Origin of the sequence: Streptomyces sp. NPDC015144, assembly GCF_043079735.1 — a bacterium.
Classification (GTDB): domain Bacteria; phylum Actinomycetota; class Actinomycetes; order Streptomycetales; family Streptomycetaceae; genus Streptomyces.
In genome coordinates, this window is sequence record NZ_JBIBUU010000022.1 from 59499 (window position 1) to 84796 (window position 25298).

Consider the following 25298-nt stretch of genomic DNA (forward strand, 5'->3'; position numbering starts at 1 on the left):
CGGTGGGTCCGGGGGTCCCGCGGACTCGCCGGGGCGGGGCCGGGGGCAGCGTGAGGCGTGGGCCCTGATGTGTATGCTACATACACATCCAGCTGACAAAACCGGTGCCACCCGGTGATACGGGACCGGGGAGCGGCCATCATGGGAGGAGAAAGCCGAGGAAGGGAGCACGGCGCACATGACCGAGCCGAGCGAACAGGAGCGCCGTCCGGACGACCTGGAACGTGAACTGACACTGATGTCGCGGCACTTCATCGCCTCGCGCGGTCCGCGGATCGGCCAGAGCCTCGACCGGTCGGCCTATGTACTGCTCACCCGGCTGGAGACGGGCGAACCCCTCACGCTCAAGGAACTGGCCCACACCTTCCAGGCGGACGTGTCGACCATCAACCGGCAGGTCGGCACCATGCTCAAGCACGGCCTCGTCGAACGTCTGGACGCCACCACCCGCGGCAGCGCCCGCCGGTTCCGCCCCACCCCCCTGGGCCTGGAACGGCTGGAGGCCGACCGCGCCATCAGCCGCGCGGGCGCGGCCCGGCTGATCGAGGAGGCGGGCTGGGACGGCGAACGGACCCAGCAGTTCCTCACGTTGGTGATCGAGTTCAACCACGGCATCGAGCAGTTGGAGGGACTCGCCTGGGCCGGCTCGTCGCGCCACCCCACCTCCTGAGCCCCTCGGACATCCCGCTCGCCCGGCCGGCAGCGCCCCAGCGGGGCCCGCGCAGGCACGGCAGAGGACGGCTGCGGCTCGGACCTCACAGGCGGCGTCGGAGGACCGGTAGCCGCCGGGACGGACAGTCCTTCGCCGCTACCGACCGGTCGGACAGCTCGGTGCCGTCCGGCACGGAAGCCACGCCACGAGATGCCGGACATTGCGCGTCACGCCCAGGGGTGCACCTGTCCCGGCAGGGGGACCGGAGACGGAGTACGGGGACCCGGTGGGCCCGCGTATTCTCCGCGGCGCCGCCCCGGAACAGTGCAGCCGGGAACGGGCCGACCCCGCCTACGGCCCGTACAGCGGCAGGAAGTGGACGGCCGCCTCCTCGTACGGGTGGGCGGCGCGCACGGCCCGCTGGACGGCAGCGGCCTGTTCCACGTCACAGACCGATTCGATCCGGCACTCCTCACTGTGCCGCATGACGCCGACCTCTCCGTCGTACGGCTGCGAACCAGGCAACGGCTGCCAGCTCCCGGTCGCCCTCCAGACACTGGAACACCGCACGTACGCCCCGACCCGCCCCGCACCGGCCCCGTGGAGGGCGTCGATCACGGCCTCCACATGACTCTCGGGAACAGCGATCTCAATCTTCAACCGCGCCATGCCGGGACCCTAACAACCCATACCCGCTGCGCGTGTTGCTGAAGATCTCAGCGCCCCTGCCCCCACACCCGGAGAGCCCGCCCCTCCGCTGCGCCATCCCGGCGTCATCCGACCACGACAAGAAACCGACGACTCACTTCCGGACGCGGAGCGCAATCAATCCATCCGCTTCCGTCCGCCTCCGGCGCGCCCGTGTCGGCATCGGTGCCTCCCTGACCTCGTCGAACTCCGCACCCACCTCCGCGCGCCGGCCGTCCTGAGCGCCCTCCACCACGTCCTCGCCGGCCCCTCACCCCGAAGATGACCGCATCCCTGACGTCGTCGCCGGGTGCGCTTTGGTCACTCAGGTCGAGGCCAAGTTTGGTTCCGGCTGACCGGCGGACGGGCTCTCCGCCGGGTGCCCCAACACGGTCAGGAATCCATGCCCGACCGCAGCAAGCCATGGGCGACATAACTCCCGGACTGTGCCCCTGGCAGCGCATTCCGTCGCCAGCCTGCAACGCACGGGCCTCGCCCCACAAGAAAACGTCCCGGACGTCAGTAGTGATAGCGAGCCGCGAGAATGACGATCTCCTTGCCCGTGACCAGGTAGACGAGGCGGTGCTCATCGTCGATCCGCCGCGACCATGCCCCGGGCAAGTGGTACTTCAGCGGCTCGGGCTTGCCGATCCCCGTGAAGGGGTCACGCTTGACGTCCTCGATGAGCTTGTTGATCCGAGCGAGCATCTTCCGGTCGTTCTTGAGCCAGGACGTATAGTCCTCCCAGCCCTGATCCTCGAAGACAAGCCTCACGCGGCACCCTCACGTGCCGCATCCGGCGAGTCGGGGTCGATCAGATCCCGCTCGGACACGTTGATGTTGGCCAGGGCGTTCTCGTACGCCTTGAGCAAGCGGCGAGCGTTCGCCGGAGAGCGCAGGAGGTACGAGCCTTCGCGTAGCGCCGCATAGTCCTCGGCCGAGACGAGCACCGCGTTGCCGTGCTTGGAGACGATCTCGATGGCCTCGTGATTGTCGTTGACCTTCTTGATCAGCGGAAAGAGCGCCTTGCGGGCTTCACTCGCAGTTATGGACATGACCTGCCCCTTCCCGATTGTGGTACCGAATAACGTACCACTTTCACCACTCCGGGACAGGGCAGACACCTGACGAAAGATCAAGAATCCCAGCACCATTTCAGCACGGGAGACGACGAGGGGCCGGCTGCCCGGGCAGCCGGCCCCTTGCCACCTGCAAACCTGACGAAGTGCCTTGCTCGCAGTAACACGACGCTCACACGTTGAAGCGGAATGTCTGCCAGCCAATCCTGACCTGCGGCGGAGCCCCATCCAGGGCCCTGACCTGGGATTTCCTCGTTGGCATACGCTGGCTCCCGACGGCCGTTTACGGGTGTTCTGCGGACTGGTTGCGGACTGGCTGGGTACGCCGAGGCAGAGAAATCCATGGCGCACCGGCCGGACCCGCAACGAGACTGCGCAGTTGAGCGACCGCTACCCCTGCCCCTACTGCGGGCACCGCGTGCTCGACGCCATGCCCGGCTCCTACGAGATCTGCCCGTCTACTTCTGAGAGGACGACGGGGTCCAGTTCCGCTGGCCGACCATGGCAGGCGGGGCGAACAAGGTCTCCCTGATCGAGGCCCAGCGCAACTACCAGGACTTCGGCGCCTGCGACGAGCACGGCCGGCGGTACGTCCGCCCGCTGGTGGAGGACGAGCCGCTCGACCCCGCCTGGCGCCCCATCGATCTGACGCGCAACTCTTTCGAGGACTGGGCAGCCGAGGACCGCGCCCCGTGCCCGACGACCGCTCGGTGCTCTGATGGTGGCTCCCCACCTTCTGGCGCCACGATCACCGGATGGCATCATGGCGTCCCTCTTCAAGGCCCTCGCCCACAGCTCGGCGGTGTCGCCTATGGTGCCCGCACGCGACTGGTTGGCATCGGCGATGTCGCGCCCCTTGCCCCTGGAGATCAGCCTGCGCGGTCGAACCCCTGCGTCGCGCCTACCGCGCCCGCCTGGGACGGGCGACGCCACCGGACTGCGGGACCAATGAGTCAGCACCTCCTCCAGCTCCGCGACCACTCCAGCTACATACGACGAACTGAAGGCACAGGCGAGCCCAAGGTCAGCGGCCGCGGCAGGCTCCCCCCTCACCATGCCGGGCCTTGGCAACGCACGGGAGTTACCCACCGGATCGAGGTGACAGGCACGGCCGAGGGGCGGTCGCGATCCGCCCCTCATGACGCGAGTCCTCAGAGCCAGCCAGTCATCGACGCGACACATCCAAGCGTGATGCACATCACACGATGGAGAGGGGCATTGATTGCCGGTTCTCGAACTTCCGGGGGCCGAAAGGAGACAGGCTCGACCTTTATTCCTGGAGGCACCACCCGTGACACTCGAAGCGCCTGGACCTGTGGCACCTGAAGCCCCTGAAGTAACCGACGCGGCCGAGACAGCCGAGTCGGACGACTCGACCACAGCATCGGAAGCAGCCGTATCCCCCGATGAGGACCTTGACGCCTACTACGCCAGGTTCGGACTGATCAGACGATGGCGCAACCTTCCCGAACCAGTGCTCGCCCCGCCCGCCCCCGAGTCCGCCACTGAGCACCCCAAGCTGGAGGAGGACGATCTGATCGCCTACGCCGGCCCTGGGAACGGCATCCGAGACAGCTCGTACTTCTACTTCGGCACCGAGCAGGTCGGCGGCCGCCTGCTGGCCGGGCGACTGTTCATCGATACAACGACCTCCAGGCTTTCGCCAGGTGACATCGTCCGAACCTGGGGGCATGGCAGTGACGGCCAATGGCCTCGCACCCCCTATCGGGGCGAAGCCTTGCAGGCTGCGCGGGCAGTGGAGGCTCGAAACGAGGCCGCACTGGGCAACATGGAACTTGTCGAAAGGTTCATGGCCTCCGACCTGGGCTTGTGGCGGGGAGCCCGCTGGCAGGAACCGGTGGCCACCGCCCTAATGGGCGAATGGGCGAGCACTCTCTACACCCACGGCACCATCCGCCGTGGCGCCCTGGACCAACTGATGCGTGACGTACGTGAGATCCACCGCCAGCTCACCCCGCTATGGCGACGGCGCTGCGCCGGAGAGCGACTGCTCAGCCTCGACGCTCCCGTCCTCGACAGCGGCCTAACTCTGGGCGATCTCATCGCGAGCGGCCCCGACCCCGCCGATGCCCTCGGGGGCACACTGCCCGACGACCCGCGCGTACTCAGTGTTCTGAATCAGCTATCCCCTCTGGAACGGGCGGTAGCACTGGCCTGGTCTCGGCCGCGCACCACCAGCTGGACAGAAGCCGCCGCAGACATCTTGGCCCTTGACGCCCTTGCCAGTCCCGGCCACCGCAAGTACGCCGGACTCGACGCGCAAGCCTTGGGTGAGCGGGTGCGCCGTAAGCTCAAGCGACTTGGTGGCCGACACACCGCCCGCCACGCTTCCGCCAGGGCCCAAATCCAGCGGCCTGACGGGGTCGCCCCGGGAGAGGCGGCCCTCTCGGATGGGAACGCATTCCCCCAAGCCGACCCACTCGGTGGCCCCTCAGCCGGTCGCAGCGGCCAAGCAGAACAGTCGGAGGCGTGAATGCAAGACGCACTCACGGTCGTTCTGATAGCCGTCCTGGTTGTCCTCGCTGTGCGCGAGGCGTACAACGACGAGCGACTCGGCGCCGCCCTCCTGGTCGGCGTGGCAGTCGCCACCCTGTTGTTGACGCTCGCCACCGCCAGCGACTCAGGCAGCAGCCCTGGCGGGACCAGCACCGACTCATCCACACCCCCGCCCCCACTCCCAGGGACCGGGGAGTGGGGGCGCACTGATCTGACGCCTCGGAGTCCCCAGTGACGGCGCTTGTTGGGGCCAATCCCAGAAGCAACAGTCCTGCCGGATCCTGAAGCGGCGGTTAGTTCAACTACCCCAAATCACCGCTGACTTGCCAGCGCCCACCCCCGCCCTCCCTAGCCAGCTAGCCTCCATAGAACGTATGATCGATTCAGCTGATGGCACAAGACCCTGCCATTGGTTCAGTTTTCCGCACTAGATACTGGAGTCGTGTAGAGTCACCTCATGAGTGAGCAGCAGGATGCGCTGGAAGACCTTGAAGAGGCTGGCGTATTAGCAGCGATGAGCTGGGCGGCGGAGTCTGCGTACGCGCGCACCATGCGCGACTACGACCCGGACGCCGGGCACGATCAAGGTTGGGTGGGATACACCGCCCACGGGTTTCTGCGTGACCGCCAGGATCGAGTCTTCTCGTGCGGCAAGTACGCCGTCGGCTCGCCGGCCGACGCGCTGTCAGGTCTCGATACGGTCGCAGCTGGCCTTCTCCCGGGAGAATTCGAGCGAATGCCCCGACTCCTTCCGGGTGCGGTTCGGCGAGCCAACCTAAATGGTTCTCCGGGCTGGCGCTTCGGCGACTGGAGGTGGCTCCAGGCGGCTTTCCCCTTCGGGGAGAGCAACGCGATCCCGTGGCCCCAGAAGAGTCCCACCAAGCGGCGCGTCGCGGCCCAGCGCCTTCCGGGCCCGGCAGATCAGCCGATGCTTCCCGTGGACGATGATGAAGCCCACCTCTTCCGGGACGTCATGGCGGCGACTCTGCTAGCTCTCGATGAAAGCGCCGACGACCTTACGACACTGGTCATCGCGCACGCAGTTCAGAAGGAGCTTGGCGCAAGAGAACTCTTCCTTGGGCGCTCTCGTTTGAACAAGGGGGGCGGCGCCGCGTGGCACTGGAAGCATGATCTACTGAAGCCGCCCTTCGGCGATTACGGCAGGGGTGAACAGCCGATCACACCCAAGCCGTCAGGGGGCTTTGACGCCGTACCTGACGCGGCCGTTCGACTCCGCCGTCACGCACTGGAGGGCGACGGAAAGTAATCACGGAATGAGCGGATGGTCATGGAGCATAGTCGTCCTGTGGAGGTTCGCGTAAACGACGCCTCGCGACTTTTCGACGGGCGTCGACTAACGCTGGCTCGCCAACTCGCGGGACTTCGCAAGAATGCGCTGGCAGCTCAAATCGACAAGAGCCCGACTGCCGTAGCGGCCTACGAAAGCAACTCCAAGCGGCCGGCTCCGGCCACCGTGGCCCAGTTGTGCTTGACCCTCGGCGTTGACCCTTCGTTCTTTCTGCCTGGGGCGCAGCGGCTTGAAGCCGGATACTCCGTTCCGCACTTCAGGTCGCTGCGGTCCACATCACAACTGGTTCGCGATCAAGCCTTCGCCTATGGGCTTGTCGCTACTGATGTAGGTGCCGCCCTGGAGAGGCATGTCGAGTTTCCCAATCCCGACATCCCGCGCCTGAGCGTCGACGTCGAGGACGAGCAGACTGATCTCCCCGAGCAAGCTGCGAGACTCCTCCGCAAGCACTGGGACATGCCGAGTGGACCAATCGGCCACCTAGTCAGGATGGCCGAGAATCGTGGTGTCCTTGTTGTCTACAGCCCCAGCCAGACGGCCGCAGTTGATGCATATTCCTTCGAAACAGACAGTCGACCAACGGTTGTGCTAAATCCAACCAAGAACGACTACTTTCGCCAACGTTTCGATGTTGCACACGAACTCGGACACTTGGTCATGCACGTAGACTCGGAGCCCGGAGATCGCATTACGGAAAACCAGGCCAATCGATTTGCTGCAGAGTTTCTGATGCCTGCTGACGAGATGCGAGACCTACTCCCCACGAAGGCGGACTGGAGAATCCTCGGCGCCTTGAAGGCCGACTGGAATGTAAGCCTACAGGCCCTCCTCTACAGGTCGCGACAACTGGGTGCAATGAGTGACGTGACCTACAGGAATGCAGTCCTGTATCTTTCCTCAAAGGGATGGAGGCGACGCGAGCCAGGCGTAATGCCAGTGACCGAGCAGCCATCCCTTTTCCCGAGAGCCGTGGAAATTCTGGGCCAGGTTGGAATAGGGGAAAAGGTTTTGGCTGGCGAAGCCAGGGTTCCCTTGGATCTATTCCGGGTGGCCACATCACGATTCCCCACCTGGGACGGCCCACAATCTGCAGAAGCTAACCCCGAAGAAGATCTCCCTTCGGGAGTTATCTCACTATTTCGACCAGGGAATAAATAGGGACGCACGCTGCCTACGTCCCAGCCGATTCACCACCCGTTCAACGAGACCGCCGACCCAGCATTCAAATATTGACGAAGAGCGCTTGCTGTGGTGTCCACAAAGGCATCGGGGATAGCGTCGGCTTCAACCCAGCGGACCTGGGAGTGCTTGCGGGGTTCGCGGTTTTCGGGTTCGCCGGTCCAGTCGTGGGCGGCGAAGACGACCGTGAGGAAGCCGTTGGGGGCTTCGACGCCCCAGGCGCCGTGGATGATGTGGGCGACCTTGAGGGACTCGGGCTTCACGGTGAGGCCCGTCTCCTCGTAAAGCTCGCGCACCGCAGTTTCGGTGATGGGTTCGCCCGGCTCGCTCTTGCCGACGGGGAGGTCCCACAGGCCCTGGGCGAATTTGGCGTTTTCGCTGCGCTGTAGGAGGACGACGCGGTTGGTGGCCTTGTCGTGGACGATCACGGCGGCGACCAGCAGGGTCATGGATTCCAGAGCTGGCCTGAGGGCCTTCGGCTGGTCGTTGGTTTGCTGGGCCACGGTGTTCCCTTCGTCGGGCGGGTTGTTGGGCATGTTAGGCGAGGGCCTCGCGGGTGCGGCGGGCGAGATCGGCGGCACCAGGAACGCGGCGGCGCTGGTAGACCGCGAGCGTGGAGCGGATTGAGGTGATCGCCTTGCGGGTTCGGTCGGAGGTCATGCCCTCCATAGTGACCAGGGCCTGGGTCCAGGCGGCGACGGCCTCGTCGGCGCGTGCCTGGGCAGCGAGGCTGTCGCCGAGGTCGGCGTGGGTGAGCGCGTGGACCCGCTTGTACTTCTCGGGGTCCCAGCGGGTGAGGGCGTCGCGGTGCTGCTGCTCGGTACCGATGTGGTCGGCGAGATCGGTCAGGGTGCGGGCGGTGTGGCTGGCCACGGTGCCGGCGGCGGGGCCACTGACGCGGGAGTAGCTAGGCTGGGGGCCGTCGTCCCGTAGGAGGGCGTCCTCGGCGGCGAGCAGGGCGCGTGCGGCTGACGGGTTCTCGTCGGTGGCGGCGTAGGCGCGGGCGTGGGTGATGTGGAGGAGCGCCTCGGTCTGACCGTCGACGTGGCCGAGACCTGCGCGCAGGGCGCCTTCGACGAGGTCAACGCAGTGGTGAGGCTGCTTGAGGCTTAGGGCTTGGTGGGCGAGGGCGCGCATCATCCAGGCGGCGTGGCCGTGGGGGTCGGCTTCGCAGGCGAGCTTGTAGCCGACCTGGTAGTAGCGCTGGGCGGCGCCTTCCTGGCCGAGGTCGTGGTGCTTCCACCCTGCGAGGTAGGCGAGTTCGGCGACGGCTCCAAAGGCGGCCCGGCGTAAGGCTTCGTTGGGGAAGCGTCCGCGCAGCATGGGGGCGGCGGTGTCGGCGAGGTACGCGGTGACGGTGGTCAGGCCGTGCCCGCCGCCGAGGCGCTCGTCTGCCGCACTGAAGGCCGCTGTGATGTGGCGTACGACGTCCACGTCCTCCGCGCCGACCAGGGACGTGCCGGTGCGGGCGCGGAGCATGCGGGCGGTGGCTTCGTGGTCGTAGCCGAGCGGCATGGCGACGCCGGCGGTGGTGAAGGCCGCGATGGCGAGGAAGCGGCGGCGCTCGACGTCGGCCCGGCCCAGGTCGGTAGCCGCGAGGACAGGGTCGGATTCCGCCGGCGCTTCGTCATCGCTGGCCTGGAGGCCGATCTCGGTCTGGGTGATCGTGCGCCCCGCTCGACGGGACAACGCTTCGGCGAGGTACTGGCCTACTCGGCCCGACGGGGCACGGGGTGCCGTTCACCCAGTGCGAGATAGCCGACTTGTTGGTCTGGAGGATCTCGCCGTTCTCTGCGGCGATACGTCGCACGTCTCGGGCGAGGGCCTCGTAGGTGCAGTCGACCGCCGCGATGACGTCGCGCAGACGGGAATTGGGGTCTCTCTGCGCCGCCACGATCGCCTCCGCCCTGGAGCTGTAAACCGCGTATACCGCTTCAACTGCCTTCCACCGTACCCACTGAGCGTGACCACGGGTTCACTTATCAGCAGCCGCCCGGAACGGCGCGACCGTGATCCACGGCTCCCCCTTGGTCCGGGCGGCACCCCGAAGTTCCGTACGCCCACACAAGGCTCGGGCATTCCTGTGCCCGAACCCGGCCAATCAGAGACGGAGACACGTTGACCACCATCGACACCACGACCATCACGGTCGAGCTGCCCGAGGCGTTCGACCCGCGCTGGAGCCGCCTGCCCGGCATCCAGGTCGACGGCCGACGCATCACGATCGACCCGGCCGAGTACTTCTTCCGCTTCGAGTCGAACACCTGGCTCGTCGCCGACTGGGAGCTGGTCAAGTCCCAGCTCCTGGACGTGGACGAGACGACCGAGAGCGCAGTCGAGCAGCTCGCGCTCGACTTCATCAAGCAGCACGCCGAGTCCACGTCCGACGCGGCCCGCGTCCTGGCTACCGCGTACGAGGTGTACGCGTACCTCTTCCGCTACGAGCACCTGGCCGGCCTCGGCCTGCCGCAGATCACTGCCGAGCACCTGCGGATGCTGCGCGAGGCCGCCACGCTCATGGCGCTCAACAAGGTCGAGCTCGACGGACACATCTCCAACGTCGGCCCGTGCTGGTTCTTCCCCGCCGCCACCTCTGTCGTCTTCGACCTGGACGACGAGATGGGCGGGATGCTCGACGAGGTCTACCACGGCGGCTGGTTCAACGAGCACCGCCGGATCGAGTCCATCAAGGCCCACGCCGCGCTCGGCGGCCGGCTCGTGCACGGCTGCCAGTCCGTGCCGGACCAGTCCGGCGGCGTGGTCGCGCCCTTCGGTGCCTCGATGGCGAACTTCCGCGACGCCCTCGCGGCCTTCAAGGCGGGCTGGATCGAGCAGGTCTACGCCCACCGCGTGAACCCCGCCGCGTAACCCCACCCGATCAGGCTCCGGGGCGGGCCGGCATCCTTCGCCCGCCCCGGACGCCACCATCTCCCCGGAGCCCTCCTGTGACCACGAACCCCAGCGCCGAACTCCTCGACAACCTGCTCACCGCGACCGGCCAGACCACCGCCGTACGGGAGGAGGTGCGCGTGTGGTCCATGTCCGGCGTCGAGCGCGTGGCCTTCCCCGACGGCTCCACGGCGATCTTCAAGTACGCCAAGAAGCCATTCGACAGCGAGGACCAGGCCCTCCGCCTGGCCCACACCCTCGGCGTACCCGTGCCCCAGGTCCACGCCTCCGCCGTCCTGGACGGATGGCTCGGCATGCTCATGGAGGACCTCGGACCGTCCGTCCGCGAGGCCGACGACCTCGACGGCGTCACCGCGGCCGTGATCCTGCACGGCACCCGTACGGCTCCGCCCTTGCCCGTCCTCGACCAGGACCGGCTGCGCACGCTCCCGGCCCGGGCGCTGGAACACCTCGAACAGCTGCGCAAGGCCGATCGGTGGCAGGACGCCGACGACGTCGAGGACTCGCTCGACCGTATCGTCCAGGCAGCCGAGGCCCGCTCGGCCGGAGCGATGCTGGAACCGTTCGGCTGGGTGCACTCGGAGTTCCACCCCACCAGCCTTCACATCGGCGAGCGCGGCTGGCGACTGCTCGACTTCGCCCGCGCCTTCACCGGCCCCGGCCTGCTCGACCTCGCCAGCTGGCACGGCACCATCGAGCCCCCGCACCCCGTGCGCTTGCGCGTCTTCCTGGAGCAGTACGTCACCGCCGGCGGCACCCCCGACGCCCTCGCCCCACGCGGCGGGCTCACCGCCGAAAACTGGGCCCTGGGCTGGCACCGCATGTGGGCCGTCGAGTGGTTCATGGAGCAGTCCATCCGCTGGATCAACGACCCGGCCACCGACCCCGCCTACATCAAGGCCGTCCGCCGCCACCTCACCGACGTCCTCCACCTCCTGGAGATCTGACGTGCTCGCCCAGGCATCCCCCTGGCACGCCCACGCCCTCCAGCGCACCGCCACCGGACTCGCCGAACCCCTCTCCGTACCCGCCCGGATGGAATGGGCCACGAGACCCGGCCAAGGTCCCGGAGCCGAGATCCTCGGCTCCGACCTGCGCGGCAAGCGACTCCTGGAACTCGGCTGCGGCCCCGGCCACAACGCCTCCCACCTCGCCACCCGCCACGGAGCCCGCGTCACCGGCGTCGACCTGGTCGGCCTCCAGGTCCGCCGGGCCCGCTCGCACTACGGACGGCTGAACAACCTCACCTTCGTCGCCGGCCACGCCCTGCACTACCTGTACGCGTCCGACGAGCAGTTCGACGCGATCTACTCCGTATTCGGCGCCGTCGGCCTCGTCGCCCCCGAGCTCCTGTTGCCGGCCGTGGCCCAGCGCCTCACGCCTGGCCGGGTGCTCGTCTTCTCTGTCCCTCACCCGCAGCGCGGCGGCCGAAGCCCCTCGGGCGACGACCGGCCCCGCCGCGACCACGTCACTCTTCCCGATCGAACCCGCCTACCCATCGCCCGCTGGGAGTTCTCCACGGACCGCTGGGAGAAGCACCTCAGCAGGGCGGGCTTCTGGCTCACCTCGGCACAGGAATTCCACGACGCCCGCATGGGCCACTGGCCCACCACCATGCTGATCCGCGCTCGCAAGCTCTGACCGCCGCCTTCTCTCCGGCCCCTGGAGGACCAATGCGCCCGCCGTACCTGCTCCTCGACGTCGACGGCGTCCTCATACCCTTCCCCGACGAGGATGGGACCACCCCAGCCACACACACTCGCCACGACGTCGTCCCCGCCGGCCGCAGCGCCGACAACCCGGTCACGGTCTGGCTCAACCCCGACCACGGCCGCCTGCTCATGGACGTCGTCCGCACCGGCTTGGTCACCCCGGTCTGGTGCACGAGCTGGCGCCAGGACGCCACCACCCTCATTGGGCCCCTCCTGGGCCTCCCGACGCTGCCGTACATCGATCTCCCACGTCCGCAGATCACCACCAGCCACCCCAACGGCTACCTGTGGAAGCGCGATCACGTCGACGCCTGGCTGGGCGACGCCCCCGCCGTCTGGATCGATGACGACTTCACCGGTCTCGACCATGAATGGGCGGTGGAGCGCACTGCGAAGGGAACAGCGACCATCCTCATTCAGCCCGAGCCGCACCTCGGGCTGCAGCCCGAGCACCTGACCGAGGTCACGACGTGGGCCTCGCAGTTGCCCGCAGCCCACACCACCTGACGACTGATGCCCTCGCTGCCACGAGCAGCGAGGGCATCAGGGTGCACTGTGGGCGCTGCCTGCGACTGGGCACCGTTCGGCATTCTGAACGAGATGGCAGTGTGATAGGGATTTTCATCGGCGCCGCTGATGGCGGAGGCAGCGAACGCCGACTGCATCCAGGGTGGCCGAGGGCATAGCCGCGTGCGGCGGAGTGGTGGCGGCGGCTTCGGCGTTCCATAGTGGGGACTTGCGCCGTTGGGATCGATCTTCTATTGACTCGCCAACGAAAATTACTCGTCGATATTGCTCTCGACCAGCAATTTGTTGGCATCTATCAACTGTCCAGGGGATTGACCCCATGACCTCCGGATTCTAGTGATCGCGCGAAGTGACCCGCTGGCCGATCACTGTGGAACATCAGGGCGCGAAATGGAATCCGGATCGATATGTCGAAATCATTGCATCGAACTGATCTCTGTACTTTTCCAGGAATGTATCGAGCGAGTAGGCGCCGTTCCAGCCAGCGTCGCGCAGCTGCGACCCCTCACAGGGGATCGGTAGTGTGCAGAGGTCCGCGTCCTTTACGAAGTGGAGTCGGAGTTCGCGCGCCTCGGAGATGTTCAATGGATTTCCCCCAATCTGCTCGATGAGTACGTAACGAAGACCGAGAAGGTTAAGGAGATCAAGATCGGTGACCCAGGCCGCATCCATGAGTCGGTGGGCCTGCCAGTGCATAGCATCTCGATAAACCAACCTTACTCGGTCAGTCACATTGGTGTGCGGAATGCCGTCCCAATAGAGCGAGCCATGGATCGTGCGGTTGACGCCATCCTGGGTAAGCGCCGTTCCAAAGGCCATCGGAACAAGGTTTGAGAGCTTGTCAGGCCACCCGTGCACCAGGGATCGAATCAGGTCGCAGGGGTTGTACACGTGGAGCATGACATCCCGCTCTACGGCATTAGCCGAGACGTCGTCCAGCCACCGTCCCACGAGCCTCTCCCAATCGGGATTCCCCGCAAAGCACATCCTGCTCTCCTCCCGGAAAGCCGGCCATCTTCCACGATCCGTGGTACGCGCGGAGCCTGTGTAGAGGACTTCGCCGATTCCCTCTTCGTCACCGTTCAGGTCGCGGAGAAGATCTCGCTCGTCCAGCGAAGTACGCTTCTCGAATTCACCTGCCGCCCTATAGCCCTCAATCTCCCAGTGCGGGTTCTCCGCCAGATGCCGGAGCACGCCGGGGCGGGCCGTATCATAGCCAGCTGCGAAGACATTCCGGGCGATATGACAAAGGGCCGAGTACTCTAGGGGATACCCCCCAGTTTCCTCGTACGAATCCGTCTCATTGCCATCGAGCCATGCTGGCGCTTCATCGGGGTCCAGACGCCCGATTGCGAAATAGAGGCCGTACGGTGCGACCACAAGGTCTTTCTGTGAGATGCGCCGGAAGTCCGCCGCGAGGAGATCATGCGCTCCCGCCTCGGCGGATGTGGCCAGAATTTCGTTCCAGCCTTTCGATCGCTCCTCCGGGGAGTTGTAGAAGTAGATGAAGTGATGTGGGGTGACCCGCGGCGGTACCGCCGCTTCGAGAAATTCCACCTGGTCCGCGCGCACAGGAACGCCGTTGTCGTCCAATGTGAGTTGGTACCCGCGGAGATCGTGGGACCAGTCTCTCGCCATGTTGCTCACCGGGACGCGCAGTTCGTGCCAAGTGGTGGAGACAATCATCGCGCGGATGCGGTCCTTGCGGAGCCCCAACTCCTGCTGCAACAGCTCGGCGTACTTCGTGACCTCATGAAGGGCGCGGGCCGAGGTCGAGTCGGATCGCTTCAATTCGATCACCACCCACGACCCGTGGCCGTCTCGGGCCAGGATGTCTATACGCCCGCGTGTTCCATGAGCATTGGGCAGCGGGTACTCCGTGCCAATCAACCGAAGACTCGGCTCGATGAGCGGCAGGAGGTCGGCCAGCATGTCGCGCAGTCGTGCCTCGTACGGAACATCCACGTCGCACACCTCATACAAGTCTCCGGTACAGCAGGTCAGTTGAGAACTGATCAGGTTTTGACAGTAGATGATCGGTCTGACAATCCTGACCCGTTCTCGACCTCAGCTCAACGAAGCCAGGTTCACAAGCGTCTGACGGGAGGTTCGCCCCGTGGGTGAGCTCGCGCGTAGCCCGAGCAGTGGTGATCACGACGTTGGGGCTGCCGGGCGGCTACGGCCGCGGCGATCATCGTGCGGGCCGCAGAGGACAGCACCATCATGAAGCTTGCCATTGAACTCGACCCGGTGCCCCGCCACGATGCGTGGCGGGGGCATCCGGCCGGGTCAGCGGTGTCGACTGTGCTCTTCGGGCCTCGTGCCCACTGGTGTGGCCGGTGGGATTGGTGTGGCGGACATGGACGACGTGCCGCTGACCGTACTTCGCCTGCGAGCCGCTTGCGTCCGCCTGTTCGGCTGAGCGGTGATGCGCCAGTTGAGGACCTCGGCGGGGCGCTCGGCACTGTCGAGTTCCCGCAGGGTGCCGACCGTGGCCAGGAGGTGCCGGGGGTTGTGGCCGGCGGTTTCGGCGTGGGCGAGGGTGGTGGTCAGGGCGGTCCAAGTGGGGTCGGCGAGGATCCGGTCGGCGTGGTCGAGGAGGGCCGCACGAACGTCCTGCTCGAAGCGGTGGGCGGTTGCGGCTCGTGGTGCACGGCGGGCCAGGTCCGCCAGGACGGGTGTGGCGGCCTGCTGGTAGCCCACCTGAAGGTGGCGGAAGGCTTCTTCGGCTGCAGCGGCCTGCTGTTCGTGGCCGTGCTGCTCGTGCCACTTGGCGGCGGCGCGCGCCAGGTGCACGGTGGCGAAGAGCAGGGCGATGGCGAGTCCGCCCGGCTGGTTGGAGGCGTAGGCGAGTTCCTTGGCAGCCTTGCGCAGGGCGGTGGCGGCCTGGTGGTCGGCGCGGGTGGCGGAGCGGCGGGCGCGGTTGAACGCCATCGCCGCTGCCCGCAGTTCTGCCCGGTGAGGGCCGGTCGTGGCGCTGGCGATGTTGTACAGGGCGTCGCCGAAGGCGTCGAGGTGGCCCTGGGTGGTGGCATCGTCATCAGAGTCGAGGACGGTGTGCGCCGTGTGTATGGCGGTGGTGGTGTGCCGCCATGGGTCGGCGGGCTCCGCCACATGCCGGGGGCAGTCTGCCATCTCCTGGTCGGGGAGGCGTTCGCGTAGGCGGTTGATGGAGAGGTCGGGGGCGAGTTTGGAGCCGCCGTACCAGACGGGTTCGCTGGCCGCGTTGGTGTCGCCGGGTGCGGCGAGGCTGTAGCCGATGATGTCGCCGGTCTCGGGGCCGAGTCGTGTCTTGACCTTGATGCCGAGGGACTGCAGCACGGTGAAGTAGTCGGCTTCGTTGTGTACGGCGGCGGCGACCGCGTACGCCTGCTCTCGCAGCCACTGCCGTGCCGTGACCGTCTGCCCCTGGCGCTCGGCCTTGGCGCGTTCGGCGCCGGTGGGGGTGCGGGGCGCGGTGAGGTCGCCGGACTTCAGGCGGCGCAGGCCGAACTCGGCTTCGATCTTGCGGCACTCGGCTTGGGCCCGCTGTCCGTCGCGGTGGGTGCGCGGGCGGCGTCCGTCGGCGCGGACGGTGGTGGCCATGATGTGGATGTGGTCGTCGGCGTGGCGTACCGCGATCCAACGGCATGCCTTGTCGTCGCCTTCGGGGGCGATGCCAGCGGCGGCCACGATGCGGCGGGCGACCTCGGCCCACTCGGTGTCGGTGAGGTAGCGGTCTCCAGGCGCGGTGCGGACCGGGCAGTGCCAGACATGCTGAGGTGGTTTCTTGCCGCCCAGCTCGCGGGTGCGCAGGTCGACGTGGGTGTCGAGGCGCTTGGCGAGCTGGGAGTAGGTGGCTGCCGGGTCGCGGCCGGGGTCGGGGGCGCCGGCCATGTCCCAGGCGGCGACGATATGAGGGTCGGTGTGCTCGTCGCGGCGGCCGGGGCCGAAGAGGTAGACGATCAGCCCACGGGTGTCGGAGCCGGTGGAGACGTCAGGAACCATGCGCGGTGCCTTCCGCCAGGAGCTGGTCGATCAGCCGGTAGCTGCTCTCGGCCGCTTGCTCAACGCGGTCCAGCACCGCCTCGGCACGCTCGGGCACCGTTCCTCGGTGGATGGCTGCGGTGATCTGGTTGAGGTTGCCGCCGATGCGGTTCAGCGCGACTGTGTGTGCCTCGACGGCCTCAATCAACGGGCGGAGAGGATCGTCCTCCGGGCTGCCGACCAGCCCCGCCTTGCCCAGAGCGACGGCCAGGGCGGCGTCCCCGACGAATCCGGCGAACTTCTGACCGCGCTGGTGAGCGGCGGCGCTGATCACGCGGACCGCAGTCCGCGTGAAGCGGATGGTCTTCTCCTGGTCGCGCTTCTCCACGGTGCGCTTGCGGTTCATCAGCGCGGGCAGGACGGGGGCATCGAGATCCCGCCAGGAGGGCTGCTCGCCGGGCGGTTGAACATCGGCCGGCGGCTGAGTGCACGGGGCGACGGAGTCGGCTGCGGGCGGGCAGCCGGTCTCGGCTACACCCTCCTCCGGCTCGGGCGCCCCCTGGCGCTCGGCCTTCTCCGCCGCCGCCCCTGGGGCGGGGGCAAGCGCGGACGAAGCCTCGTTAGAGGCTCGTTCGCTCCAGCTTGCTGCTGATCGGCGGGTCAGGCCGAAGAATCCCTTGCGGCGACGGATGGGGGCGTTGTCAGTGTTCGTTTCGGGCATGGTGGTGCTCCGGTAGTCGTGTGGGGCTTCGTCACGTCCGTTGCATCCGTCCCGTAGCTGGTCAGAGCAGGTACGGAGACGGTCGCAGGTACGGAGTGATCCGTATCGGCAAGGAACTCCGTCCCCGCACTGACCTGCGCGGGGACGGATGCGACGGAGTGATACGGAGCTGGTGTCAGCGAGTGGGCTTGGGGCCAGCAGGCCCGCCGGGCGGGCCGATGGGCAGCGTCCCGGACGGAGGGGCGGGCGGCTTGCCATGGGTTGGCCGTGCGAGCGCGACCTCGTCGGCTGTGGGTACCGGTTGGGCAGGGTCGGGGCAGTAGCGGGCCCAGGCGTCGAGGAACTGGTTGCGGGCGTACGCCTTGGCCTGCCTGCCGTTTTCGAAGCGGTGGTTGGCCGGGCTGATGCCGAAGTCGCGCAGCAGGCTGGCCAGGTGGTAGGCGTTCAGGCCCTTGGTGCCGTACTCGGCCCACGGTGCCTCGGCGTCCTGGACGAGCGCGGCAAGCAGGTCCTGGCTCCGCAGAGCCTCCTTGTGACCCTCCTTGTCCGTGACCGGATGATCCCTCACAACCCGTGCGCCGAGGCGAAACTGCCCTCGGTACCCCGGAAGAAGGTCGTGCCGCTGGCCGTCGAGCAGGTGCGGACGCTGTCCGAGGAGATGCCCGCCCGCTACAAGGGCCTCGTGCTGCTCGGAGCGGCCACCGGGCTCCGCCCCGGCGAGCTCTTCGGTCTCCAGCTCCGGCACATGGACCTGCTGCACGCGACAGTCTCGGTCGAGCAGCAGATCCAGCAGACCGCCAAGCACGGCGTGTACGTCTGCCCGCCCAAGACCGCTCGTTCGCACCGCACGGTCCCGCTCCCCCGCATGGCGGTGGATGCGATGAAGGCCCACCTGCGGGACTTCCCCGCCGATGGGCCCGAGGGCTGGATCTTCACGGCGCCGCAAGGCGGACCCGTGGTCTACACGCACTTCATGGACGGGTCCTGGCGGCCCGCCTGCGCGAAGGCCGGCATACCGAAGGGCACCGGACCCCACGCCCTCCGGCACCACTACGCCAGCCTGCTGATCAAGCACGGCGAGTCCGTGAAGACGGTCTCCGAGCGTCTCGGCCACACCAACGCGGCCATGACGCTGAACATCTACACCCACCTGTGGCCCGACTCCGAGGAGCGGACCCGGGCCGCCGTCGACAAGGCGTACGCGGACCAGTCCGCCGACACCCAGTCACAGGTCGACGAAGCGGCGTAGCCGCTCCCCGCGCACTGACCGAAGTCAGCACACTGCGGACTCTGTGCGGACCACAAAGGCCGCCCAACCCGCTTCGTCGCAGGTCGGACGGCCTTTCGCCGAACGGATCAGACGTTGAAGCGGAACTCCACCACGTCCCCGTCCTGCATCACGTAGTCCTTGCCCTCCATGCGGGCCTTGCCCTTGGCGCGGGCCTCGGCGACGGAGCCGGTTTCGATCAGGTCCTCGAAGGAGATGATCTCCGCCTTGATGAAGCCCTTCTGGAAGTCGGTGTGGATCACACCGGCGGCCTCGGGGGCGGTGGCGCCCTTCTTGATCGTCCAGGCGCGGGCTTCCTTCGGGCCTGCCGTGAGGTAGGTCTGGAGGCCCAGGGTGTCGAAGCCGACGCGGCCGAGGGTGGCCAGGCCCGGCTCCTCCTGGCCCATGGACTGGAGGAGTTCCAGGGCCTCGTCGTCGTCGAGCTCGATCAGCTCGGACTCGATCTTGGCGTTGAGGAAGATCGCCTCGGCGGGGGCGACCAGGGCGCGCTGCTCGTTCTTGAAGTCCTCGTCGACCAGTTCGTCCTCGTCGACGTTGAAGACGTAGAGGAACGGCTTGGTGGTCAGGAGGTGCAGCTCGTGGAGGAGCTTGCCCTTCTCGGTGCCCGCGGTGATACCGGCGGCGAAGAGGGTCTGGCCGGACTCCAGGATCTTCTGGGCCTCCTCGACCGCGGCGAGGACGGCGACCTTCTCCTTCTGGAGGCGGGACTCCTTGGTCAGGCGCGGGACGGCCTTCTCCACGGACTGGAGGTCGGCGAGGATCAGCTCGGTGTTGATCGTCTCGATGTCGTCCTTGGGCGAGACCTTGCCGTCGACGTGGACGACGTTCTCGTCCTTGAAGGCGCGGATGACCTGGCAGATCGCGTCGGACTCGCGGATGTTCGCGAGGAACTTGTTGCCCAGGCCCTCGCCCTCCGAGGCGCCGCGGACGATGCCCGCGATGTCGACGAAGTCGACCGTGGCGGGGAGCAGCCGCTGGGAGCCGAAGATCTCGGCGAGCTTGTTCAGGCGCGGGTCCGGGACGCCGACGACGCCCACGTTCGGCTCGATCGTGGCGAACGGGTAGTTGGCCGCCAGCACGTCGTTCTTGGTCAGGGCGTTGAACAGGGTCGACTTGCCGACATTCGGCAGACCGACGATTCCGATCGTGAGCGACACGTTGGCGACTTCCTGAGGAGTGAGGCGGTGGGCGGAGAGCGGGGCCCTGGGTGGGCCGATTCTCCAGTTTACGGGCGGGGGCAAGCGGGTACCCACGGGTCCGGTCGGGGAGGGGTCCGGGCGGCCGGGCCGGTTCCCGTTCGGCCGTGTGGCATCGAACTCATCGTCCGGCTCGCCCAAAGGGCGTGTCCCGTACCCGCTTCACGGCGCCCGGCACCCTACGTTGTCCCGGTGGAGCAGCACAGGACACGTCCCCCGCAGCGCAGGCAGGCGCCTCAGTCACCTCAGCCGCCTCAGGCCCCGCTGTCCCCGCAGGGCACCATCGAGGAGGCCGCGACCGTCTACCGGGCGGTGCGCCCGCCGACGGGCCGGAGGCGTCCGGTGCCGCCCGTGGTGCTCGCGCTGCGCAGACTGCCCAATCCCCGGCTGACCGGTATCGGGGCCGGGCTGTTCGCCGCGGTCACCATGTTCGTCCTGGCCTGTCTGGACCTGGTGGCCCTGGACGGGTCGCCGGCGGTGTTCGGGGTGCTGTTCCTGCCGGTCTGCGCGCTGACCGCGCTCTGGGTCCGGCCTGCGGACCTGGTGACGGCGCCGATCATCGTTCCGATCGCGTTCGCCGTCGGGATCGTGCCGATCTCCGGGGGCTCCGGCGGGCTCGGCGGCCGGATCATGGCGGTCGTCACCGCGCTCGCCGTGCACGCCGGGTGGTTGTACGGCGGAACGCTCGTCGCCGGTGTCATCACGACGGTACGGAAGGTGCGGCAGATGCGTCAGCGCCGGCGCCGTACGGCGGTGGCCCCCCGGACCGCGGGGGCGGCGCGCGCCCCGCAGGGGGGTCCGCGCCGCCCGCGCCGGCGGGAGGACGCCTCGTAGGCCCTGCCTCAGGCAGCGCTCCCGGCCGCCATGGCCGCGCCCACGATCCCGGCGTTGTTCTGGAGTTCCGCGGGCACCATCTCGGCGCGTACGTGCTCGATCAGGGGCAGGAACTTGGCGGCCTTGCGGCTGACGCCGCCGCCGATGATGAAGAGGTCGGGCGAGAACAACATCTCCACGTGGGCCAGGTACTTCTGCAGCCGGTGCGCCCAGTGGTGCCAGCTGAGGTCCTCGTCCTCCTTGGCCTTGGTGGAGGCGTGCTTCTCCGCGTCGTGGCCGTTCAGCTCCAGGTGGCCGAGCTCGGTGTTGGGGACGAGGCCGCCGTCGACGAAGAGGGCGCTGCCGATGCCCGTACCGAGCGTCAGCATGATCACGGTGCCCTTGCGGTCGCGGCCGGCGCCGAAGGTCATCTCGGCGACGCCGGCCGCGTCCGCGTCGTTCAGCACGGTGACCGGGAGACCGAGCCGGTCACCGATCAGGGCGCGGGCGTCCATGTCGATCCAGCTCTTGTCGACGTTGGCGGCGGTACGGGTGACCCCGTCGGTGACGACGCCCGGGAAGGTGACGCCGACCGGGCCCGACCAGTCGAAGTGGCCGACGACCTCGGCCACGCACTCGACCACGTCCTTGGGGGTGGCCGGTCGCGGTGTCAGTACCTTGTGGCGCTCCTGCGCCAGGTCTCCGCGGGCCAGGTCCACGGGTGCGCCCTTGATCCCGGATCCGCCGATGTCCACGCCGAAGATCTGCATACGATCCACGGTACGGGCAGGCGGCCCCGCCCACTCCCCGGAACGGGATGCCGCCCTGCGGCGGGCGGCATCCGGGCGGCATCCGGGGCTACTGCTCCGTGAGGGCCGCGGCCTCGGCGCGCAGGTCGCGGCGGAGCTCCTTGGGCAGCGAGAAGGTGATGGACTCCTCGGCCGCCTTCACGATCTCCACGTCCTCGAAACCGCGCTCGGCCAGCCAGGCCAGGACCCCGTCGACCAGCACCTCGGGCACGGAGGCGCCGGAGGTGACGCCGACCGTGGAGACGCCGTCCAGCCACGCCTCGTCGATCTCCTCGGCGAAGTCGACCAGGTGGGCGTCGTTCGCCCCGGCGCCGAGGGCGACCTCGACCAGGCGGACCGAGTTGGAGGAGTTCTTGGAGCCGACGACGATCACCAGATCGGCGTCCTCACCCATCTGCTTCACCGCGATCTGGCGGTTCTGCGTGGCGTAGCAGATGTCGTCGCTGGGCGGCGAGACCAGGAGCGGGAACTTCTCCTTGAGGGCGCCGACCGTCTCCATCGTCTCGTCGACGGAGAGCGTGGTCTGGGAGAGCCAGACGACCTTGGAGGGGTCGCGGACCTCGACACCGGCGACGTCCTCGGGGCCGTCGACCAGCGTGATGTGGTCGGGGGCCTCGCCGGAGGTGCCGATGACCTCCTCGTGGCCCTCGTGGCCGATCAGCAGGATGTCGAAGTCCTCCTGGGCGAAGCGGACCGCTTCCTTGTGGACCTTGGTGACCAGCGGGCAGGTCGCGTCGATCGTGGCGAGCTTCCGCTCGGCGGCCTCCTGGTGCACGGTCGGCGCGACGCCGTGCGCGGAGAACATCACGATCGAGCCCTCGGGGACCTCCGCCGTCTCCTCGACGAAGATCGCGCCCTTCTTCTCCAGGGTCTGCACGACGTACTTGTTGTGGACGATCTCGTGGCGTACGTACACCGGGGCGCCGTACTGCTCCAGGGCCTTCTCCACGGCGATCACGGCGCGGTCCACGCCCGCGCAGTAGCCACGGGGGGCGGCGAGCAGGACGCGGCGGGAGGTCGTAGCAGTCATGCGGCCCATCGTACGGCCCGGTCGGCGGCGTCGGGATCGCGGAGGAGCGGGCCGGTGGTGAGACTGGGCCTTGATCCGTACCTGATCTGGGAGGTCCCATGCCGGACGCCGCCACCGGGGTCGACGACGGGGACTCGGGGGCGCACCAGGAGGCCGGGCGGCTGCGGCGGACACTCGGCTTCCGGGACCTGGTGGTCTACGGGCTGCTGTTCATCGCGCCGATGGCCCCGGTCGGGGTGTTCGGGACGCTGGACGCGAAGTCGGACGGCGCGGTCGCGCTGGTGTACGTCGCGGCGACGGTGGTGATGGCGTTCACGGCGTTCAGCTACGCGCAGATGGTGCGGGTGGCGCCGCTGGCCGGTTCGGTCTTCGCGTACGCGCGCAAGGGGCTCGGCGAGGGGCCGGGGTTCGTGGCCGGGTGGATGGCGATGCTCGACTACCTGCTGATCCCGGCGGTCGCGTACCTCTTCTCCGGGATCGCGCTGAACGCGCTGGTGCCGTCGGTGTCGCGGTGGGTGTGGACGGCGCTGGCCGTCGTCGTCACCACGCTGCTCAATCTGTGGGGGGTGCGGGCCGCCGCCCGGGTGGGGTTCGCGGTGCTCGCGATGGAGATCGTGGTGCTGGCGGTGTTCCTGGTGTCGGCGGTGGTGGTGCTCGTCCGGGACGGGGCGCAGCGAGGCTGGCTGTCGCCGTTCACGGGTGATTCCGGGTTCTCCATGGCGGCGGTGCTGGGGGCGGTGTCGGTGGCGGTCCTGTCGTACCTGGGGTTCGACGCCATCGCGACGTTCGCGGAGGAGGTGTCCGGGGGGTCGGCGAAGGTGGCGCGGGCGCTGCTGTTCTGCCTGGTGCTGACGGGGGTGCTGTTCGTGGCGCAGGCGTATCTGGCGGCGCTGCTGGAACCGATGACCTCGGCGGAACTGGCCGCCGATCCGGCCGCGCAGGGGTCGGCGTTCTACGACACGGTGGACGTGTCGGTCGGCGGCTGGCTGCACGATCTGGTGGCGGTGAGCAAGGCGATCGGGGCGGCGTTCGCGGCGCTGGCCGGGCAGGCGGCCGCGGGGCGGCTGCTGTTCGCGATGGCCCGGGAGCGGCGGCTGCCCCGGGTGCTGGCGAAGGTGGACGCGGGGTCCGGGGTGCCGCGGCTCGCGATCCTGCTGGCGGCGGTGGTGACGCTGGTCGCCGCGGTGTGGGCGGCCCGGCGGGCCGACGGGCTGGACCATCTGGTGTCGGTCGTCGACATCGGTGCGCTGACGGCGTTCGTGCTGCTGCACGCGTCGGTGGTCGGCTGGTTCGTCGTACGCCGGATGGCGGGGCCGCCGAGCTGGTGGCGGCATGTGCTGGTGCCGGTGGTGGGGGCGGGGGTGCTGATCGCGGTGATCGTGGAGGCGACCGGGAGCGCCCAGGTGGTGGGGGTGTGCTGGTTGGCGGTGGGGCTGGTGGTGCTGGCCGCGCAGCGGGGGCGACGGGCGGGGCGGTAGGGCACGCCCGGCGGCGCGGCGCGGTGACGCAGTCGCGCGGTGGTGCGGTGGCGGTCCGCCCGCGGCGCAGTGGCGCGGCGATGCCGCAGCGGTCCGGCGGCGCAGTCGCGCAGTGACGCAGTCGCGCGGTGGTGTGGAGGGCCGGTTGTCGGTGGGGGCGGTTACGCTCGCCCGCATGGCTCTCCACACGTCGGCGGAAGCTCCGCTGCCCGTAGGTGATGTGTCGCGGCTCATCGGCGGCTGGATCGACCGGCTCGGCACGGTCTGGGTCGAGGGGCAGATCACGCAGCTCTCGCGGCGGCCGGGCGCCGGGGTGGTCTTCCTGACGCTGCGCGACCCCTCGCAGGACATCTCGGTGAGCGTGACGTGCTTCCGTCAGGTCTTCGACCGGATCGCGGACGTGGTGTCGGAGGGGGCGCGGGTCGTCGTCCTGGCCAAGCCGGAGTGGTACGCGCCCCGGGGGCAGCTGTCGCTGCGGGCCACGGAGATACGGCCGGTCGGCATCGGCGAACTGCTGGTCCGCCTGGAGGCGCTGCGGAAGTCGCTGGCCGCCGAGGGGATCTTCGCGGCCGACCGGAAGAAGCCGCTGCCGTTCCTGCCGCAGCTGATCGGCCTGGTCTGCGGGCGGGCGTCGGCGGCCGAGCGGGACGTGCTGGAGAACGCCCGGCGGCGGTGGCCCGCGGTCCGCTTCGAGGTCCGCAACACGGCCGTGCAGGGGGTGCACGCGGTGAGCCAGGTGGTCCGGGCGGTGCGCGAGCTGGACGGGCTGGACGAGGTCGATGTGATCGTGGTGGCGCGCGGCGGCGGCAGCGTGGAGGACCTGCTGCCGTTCTCGGACGAGGAGCTGGTCCGGGCGGTGGCCGAGTGCCGTACGCCGGTGGTGTCGGCGATCGGCCACGAGCCCGACTCGCCGCTGCTGGACCTGGTGGCGGACGTCCGCGCCTCCACACCGACGGACGCGGCGAAGAAGGTCGTCCCGGACGTGGGCGAGGAGCTGGACCGGGTACGGCAGCTCCGCGAGCGGGCGCTGCGCTCGGTGCGCGGGCTGCTGGACCGCGAGGAGCGGGGCCTGGCGCACGCGCTGGCCCGGCCGTCGATGGAGCGTCCGCAGCGGATGGTGGACGAGCGCGCGGCGGAGATCGACGCGCTGGCCGGGCGCAGCCGCCGGGTGCTGGGCCATCTGCTGGACCGGGCGGATTCGGAGCTGGCCCACACCCGGGCGCGGGTGGTGGCCCTGTCCCCGGCGGCGACGCTGGAGCGGGGTTACGCGGTGCTCCAGCGGGCGGACGGCCATGTGGTGCGGGACCCCGAGGAGGCCGGGGAGCCCGGCGAGGTGCTCCGGGCGCGGGTCTCGGGCGGCGAGTTCGCCGTACGGGTGGGCGAGTGACGGATGGGCGAATGACGGCGGACCGGTCGGCGTACGG

The 25298-nt window shown here is 68.5% G+C and carries 23 protein-coding genes and 2 pseudogenes; 13 read left to right on the forward strand and 12 right to left on the reverse strand.

The features are described from left to right. Positions 1 to 178: 178 nt before the first annotated feature. Complete coding sequence (locus tag ACF08W_RS29585; protein ID WP_392281140.1) at positions 179 to 670, forward strand: MarR family winged helix-turn-helix transcriptional regulator; 492 nt, start codon at positions 179 to 181, stop codon at positions 668 to 670. Positions 671 to 1003: 333 nt separating this feature from the next. Here the strand turns inward: ACF08W_RS29585 and ACF08W_RS29590 are convergent, their stop codons facing one another. The 3 genes from ACF08W_RS29590 to ACF08W_RS29600 all read right to left on the reverse strand — a co-directional run bounded on the left by ACF08W_RS29590 (position 1004) and on the right by ACF08W_RS29600 (position 2394). After that, positions 1004 to 1321: a hypothetical protein gene (locus tag ACF08W_RS29590; protein ID WP_392281141.1), complete on the reverse strand. Its 318-nt coding sequence runs from the start codon at positions 1319 to 1321 to the stop codon at positions 1004 to 1006. 537 nt (positions 1322 to 1858) lie between these two features. Continuing rightward, positions 1859 to 2113, reverse strand: coding sequence for a Txe/YoeB family addiction module toxin (locus ACF08W_RS29595; RefSeq protein ID WP_385214182.1), 255 nt, complete (start codon positions 2111 to 2113; stop codon positions 1859 to 1861). Continuing rightward, entirely contained in the window at positions 2110 to 2394 is a 285-nt protein-coding gene (locus ACF08W_RS29600; RefSeq protein ID WP_030358066.1) for a type II toxin-antitoxin system Phd/YefM family antitoxin, read from the reverse strand. The genes ACF08W_RS29595 and ACF08W_RS29600 overlap by 4 nt, the downstream gene beginning before the upstream one ends. A 525-nt stretch (positions 2395 to 2919) precedes the next feature. Between ACF08W_RS29600 and ACF08W_RS29605 the strand changes: the two genes are divergently transcribed. From ACF08W_RS29605 to ACF08W_RS29620, 4 genes are all read left to right on the forward strand, one after another. Next, positions 2920 to 3744 carry a CPCC family cysteine-rich protein gene (locus tag ACF08W_RS29605; protein ID WP_392281142.1) on the forward strand — a complete coding sequence of 275 codons (825 nt, stop codon included), beginning with the start codon at positions 2920 to 2922 and terminating at the stop codon, positions 3742 to 3744. Next, a complete protein-coding gene (locus ACF08W_RS29610) occupies positions 3710 to 4912 on the forward strand; it encodes a hypothetical protein (protein WP_392281143.1) in 1203 nt (400 codons plus the stop codon). Before ACF08W_RS29605 ends, ACF08W_RS29610 begins: the two co-directional genes overlap by 35 nt. 480 nt (positions 4913 to 5392) lie before the next feature. Further along, a complete protein-coding gene (locus ACF08W_RS29615; protein ID WP_392281144.1) occupies positions 5393 to 6202 on the forward strand; it encodes a hypothetical protein in 810 nt (269 codons plus the stop codon). Positions 6203 to 6223: 21 nt separating this feature from the next. Next, on the forward strand, positions 6224 to 7402 hold the full coding sequence (locus ACF08W_RS29620; RefSeq protein ID WP_392281165.1) for a helix-turn-helix domain-containing protein: 1179 nt from the start codon (positions 6224 to 6226) through the stop codon (positions 7400 to 7402). A gap of 29 nt (positions 7403 to 7431) precedes the next feature. On the opposite strand, the gene ACF08W_RS29625 is transcribed toward ACF08W_RS29620, so the two are convergent. Further along, positions 7432 to 7959 (reverse strand): NUDIX domain-containing protein, encoded by a 528-nt coding sequence (locus tag ACF08W_RS29625; protein WP_392281145.1) that lies wholly within the window; start codon positions 7957 to 7959, stop codon positions 7432 to 7434. Position 7960: 1 nt separating this feature from the next. After that, a pseudogene (locus tag ACF08W_RS29630) lies at positions 7961 to 9317 on the reverse strand (tetratricopeptide repeat protein). A gap of 224 nt (positions 9318 to 9541) precedes the next feature. On the opposite strand from ACF08W_RS29630, the gene ACF08W_RS29635 reads away from it, so the two are divergent. The 4 genes from ACF08W_RS29635 (at position 9542) to ACF08W_RS29650 (ending at position 12552) form a co-directional block, all read left to right on the forward strand. Then, positions 9542 to 10291, forward strand: coding sequence for a hypothetical protein (locus tag ACF08W_RS29635; RefSeq protein ID WP_392281146.1), 750 nt, complete (start codon positions 9542 to 9544; stop codon positions 10289 to 10291). A gap of 77 nt (positions 10292 to 10368) precedes the next feature. Further along, positions 10369 to 11280 carry an aminoglycoside phosphotransferase family protein gene (locus ACF08W_RS29640; protein ID WP_392281147.1) on the forward strand — a complete coding sequence of 304 codons (912 nt, stop codon included), beginning with the start codon at positions 10369 to 10371 and terminating at the stop codon, positions 11278 to 11280. 1 nt (position 11281) lies between these two features. Continuing rightward, positions 11282 to 11974, forward strand: coding sequence for a class I SAM-dependent methyltransferase (locus ACF08W_RS29645; RefSeq protein ID WP_392281148.1), 693 nt, complete (start codon positions 11282 to 11284; stop codon positions 11972 to 11974). A 32-nt stretch (positions 11975 to 12006) separates the two neighbouring features. Beyond that, the gene (locus ACF08W_RS29650) at positions 12007 to 12552 is read left to right on the forward strand and encodes an HAD domain-containing protein (protein WP_392281149.1); all 546 of its coding nucleotides are present in this window, start codon (positions 12007 to 12009) and stop codon (positions 12550 to 12552) included. A gap of 399 nt (positions 12553 to 12951) precedes the next feature. Here ACF08W_RS29650 and ACF08W_RS29655 read toward each other — a convergent pair whose 3' ends face one another. The 4 genes and pseudogenes from ACF08W_RS29655 to ACF08W_RS29670 form a co-directional block, all read right to left on the reverse strand. Continuing rightward, complete coding sequence (locus ACF08W_RS29655; RefSeq protein WP_392281150.1) at positions 12952 to 14538, reverse strand: endonuclease NucS domain-containing protein; 1587 nt, start codon at positions 14536 to 14538, stop codon at positions 12952 to 12954. 324 nt (positions 14539 to 14862) lie between these two features. Continuing rightward, complete coding sequence (locus ACF08W_RS29660) at positions 14863 to 16560, reverse strand: relaxase/mobilization nuclease domain-containing protein (RefSeq protein ID WP_392281151.1); 1698 nt, start codon at positions 16558 to 16560, stop codon at positions 14863 to 14865. Continuing rightward, positions 16550 to 17260 (reverse strand): hypothetical protein, encoded by a 711-nt coding sequence (locus tag ACF08W_RS29665; RefSeq protein WP_392281152.1) that lies wholly within the window; start codon positions 17258 to 17260, stop codon positions 16550 to 16552. The genes ACF08W_RS29660 and ACF08W_RS29665 overlap by 11 nt, the downstream gene beginning before the upstream one ends. A gap of 175 nt (positions 17261 to 17435) precedes the next feature. Then, positions 17436 to 17798: pseudogene (locus ACF08W_RS29670) on the reverse strand (DUF3631 domain-containing protein); the annotation flags it as partial. A gap of 18 nt (positions 17799 to 17816) precedes the next feature. On the opposite strand from ACF08W_RS29670, the gene ACF08W_RS29675 reads away from it, so the two are divergent. Beyond that, a complete protein-coding gene (locus tag ACF08W_RS29675; RefSeq protein WP_392281153.1) occupies positions 17817 to 18509 on the forward strand; it encodes a tyrosine-type recombinase/integrase in 693 nt (230 codons plus the stop codon). A gap of 107 nt (positions 18510 to 18616) precedes the next feature. Here ACF08W_RS29675 and ychF read toward each other — a convergent pair whose 3' ends face one another. Then, positions 18617 to 19705 carry a redox-regulated ATPase YchF gene (gene ychF / locus ACF08W_RS29680; protein WP_352273333.1) on the reverse strand — a complete coding sequence of 363 codons (1089 nt, stop codon included), beginning with the start codon at positions 19703 to 19705 and terminating at the stop codon, positions 18617 to 18619. Between the two features lie 231 nt (positions 19706 to 19936). Between ychF and ACF08W_RS29685 the strand changes: the two genes are divergently transcribed. After that, complete coding sequence (locus ACF08W_RS29685) at positions 19937 to 20578, forward strand: DUF6542 domain-containing protein (RefSeq protein WP_352273334.1); 642 nt, start codon at positions 19937 to 19939, stop codon at positions 20576 to 20578. Positions 20579 to 20586: 8 nt separating this feature from the next. Here the strand turns inward: ACF08W_RS29685 and ppgK are convergent, their stop codons facing one another. Together ppgK and ACF08W_RS29695 are read right to left on the reverse strand one after the other, a co-directional pair. Next, positions 20587 to 21327, reverse strand: coding sequence for a polyphosphate--glucose phosphotransferase (gene ppgK, locus ACF08W_RS29690; protein ID WP_385214210.1), 741 nt, complete (start codon positions 21325 to 21327; stop codon positions 20587 to 20589). An 88-nt stretch (positions 21328 to 21415) separates the two neighbouring features. Then, the gene (locus ACF08W_RS29695; protein WP_352273336.1) at positions 21416 to 22405 is read right to left on the reverse strand and encodes a 4-hydroxy-3-methylbut-2-enyl diphosphate reductase; all 990 of its coding nucleotides are present in this window, start codon (positions 22403 to 22405) and stop codon (positions 21416 to 21418) included. A gap of 89 nt (positions 22406 to 22494) precedes the next feature. Between ACF08W_RS29695 and ACF08W_RS29700 the strand changes: the two genes are divergently transcribed. Beyond that, positions 22495 to 23874 carry an APC family permease gene (locus tag ACF08W_RS29700; protein ID WP_392281154.1) on the forward strand — a complete coding sequence of 460 codons (1380 nt, stop codon included), beginning with the start codon at positions 22495 to 22497 and terminating at the stop codon, positions 23872 to 23874. Positions 23875 to 24049: 175 nt separating this feature from the next. Next, a complete protein-coding gene (xseA, locus tag ACF08W_RS29705) occupies positions 24050 to 25261 on the forward strand; it encodes an exodeoxyribonuclease VII large subunit (RefSeq protein WP_392281155.1) in 1212 nt (403 codons plus the stop codon). Positions 25262 to 25298 lie beyond the last annotated feature (37 nt).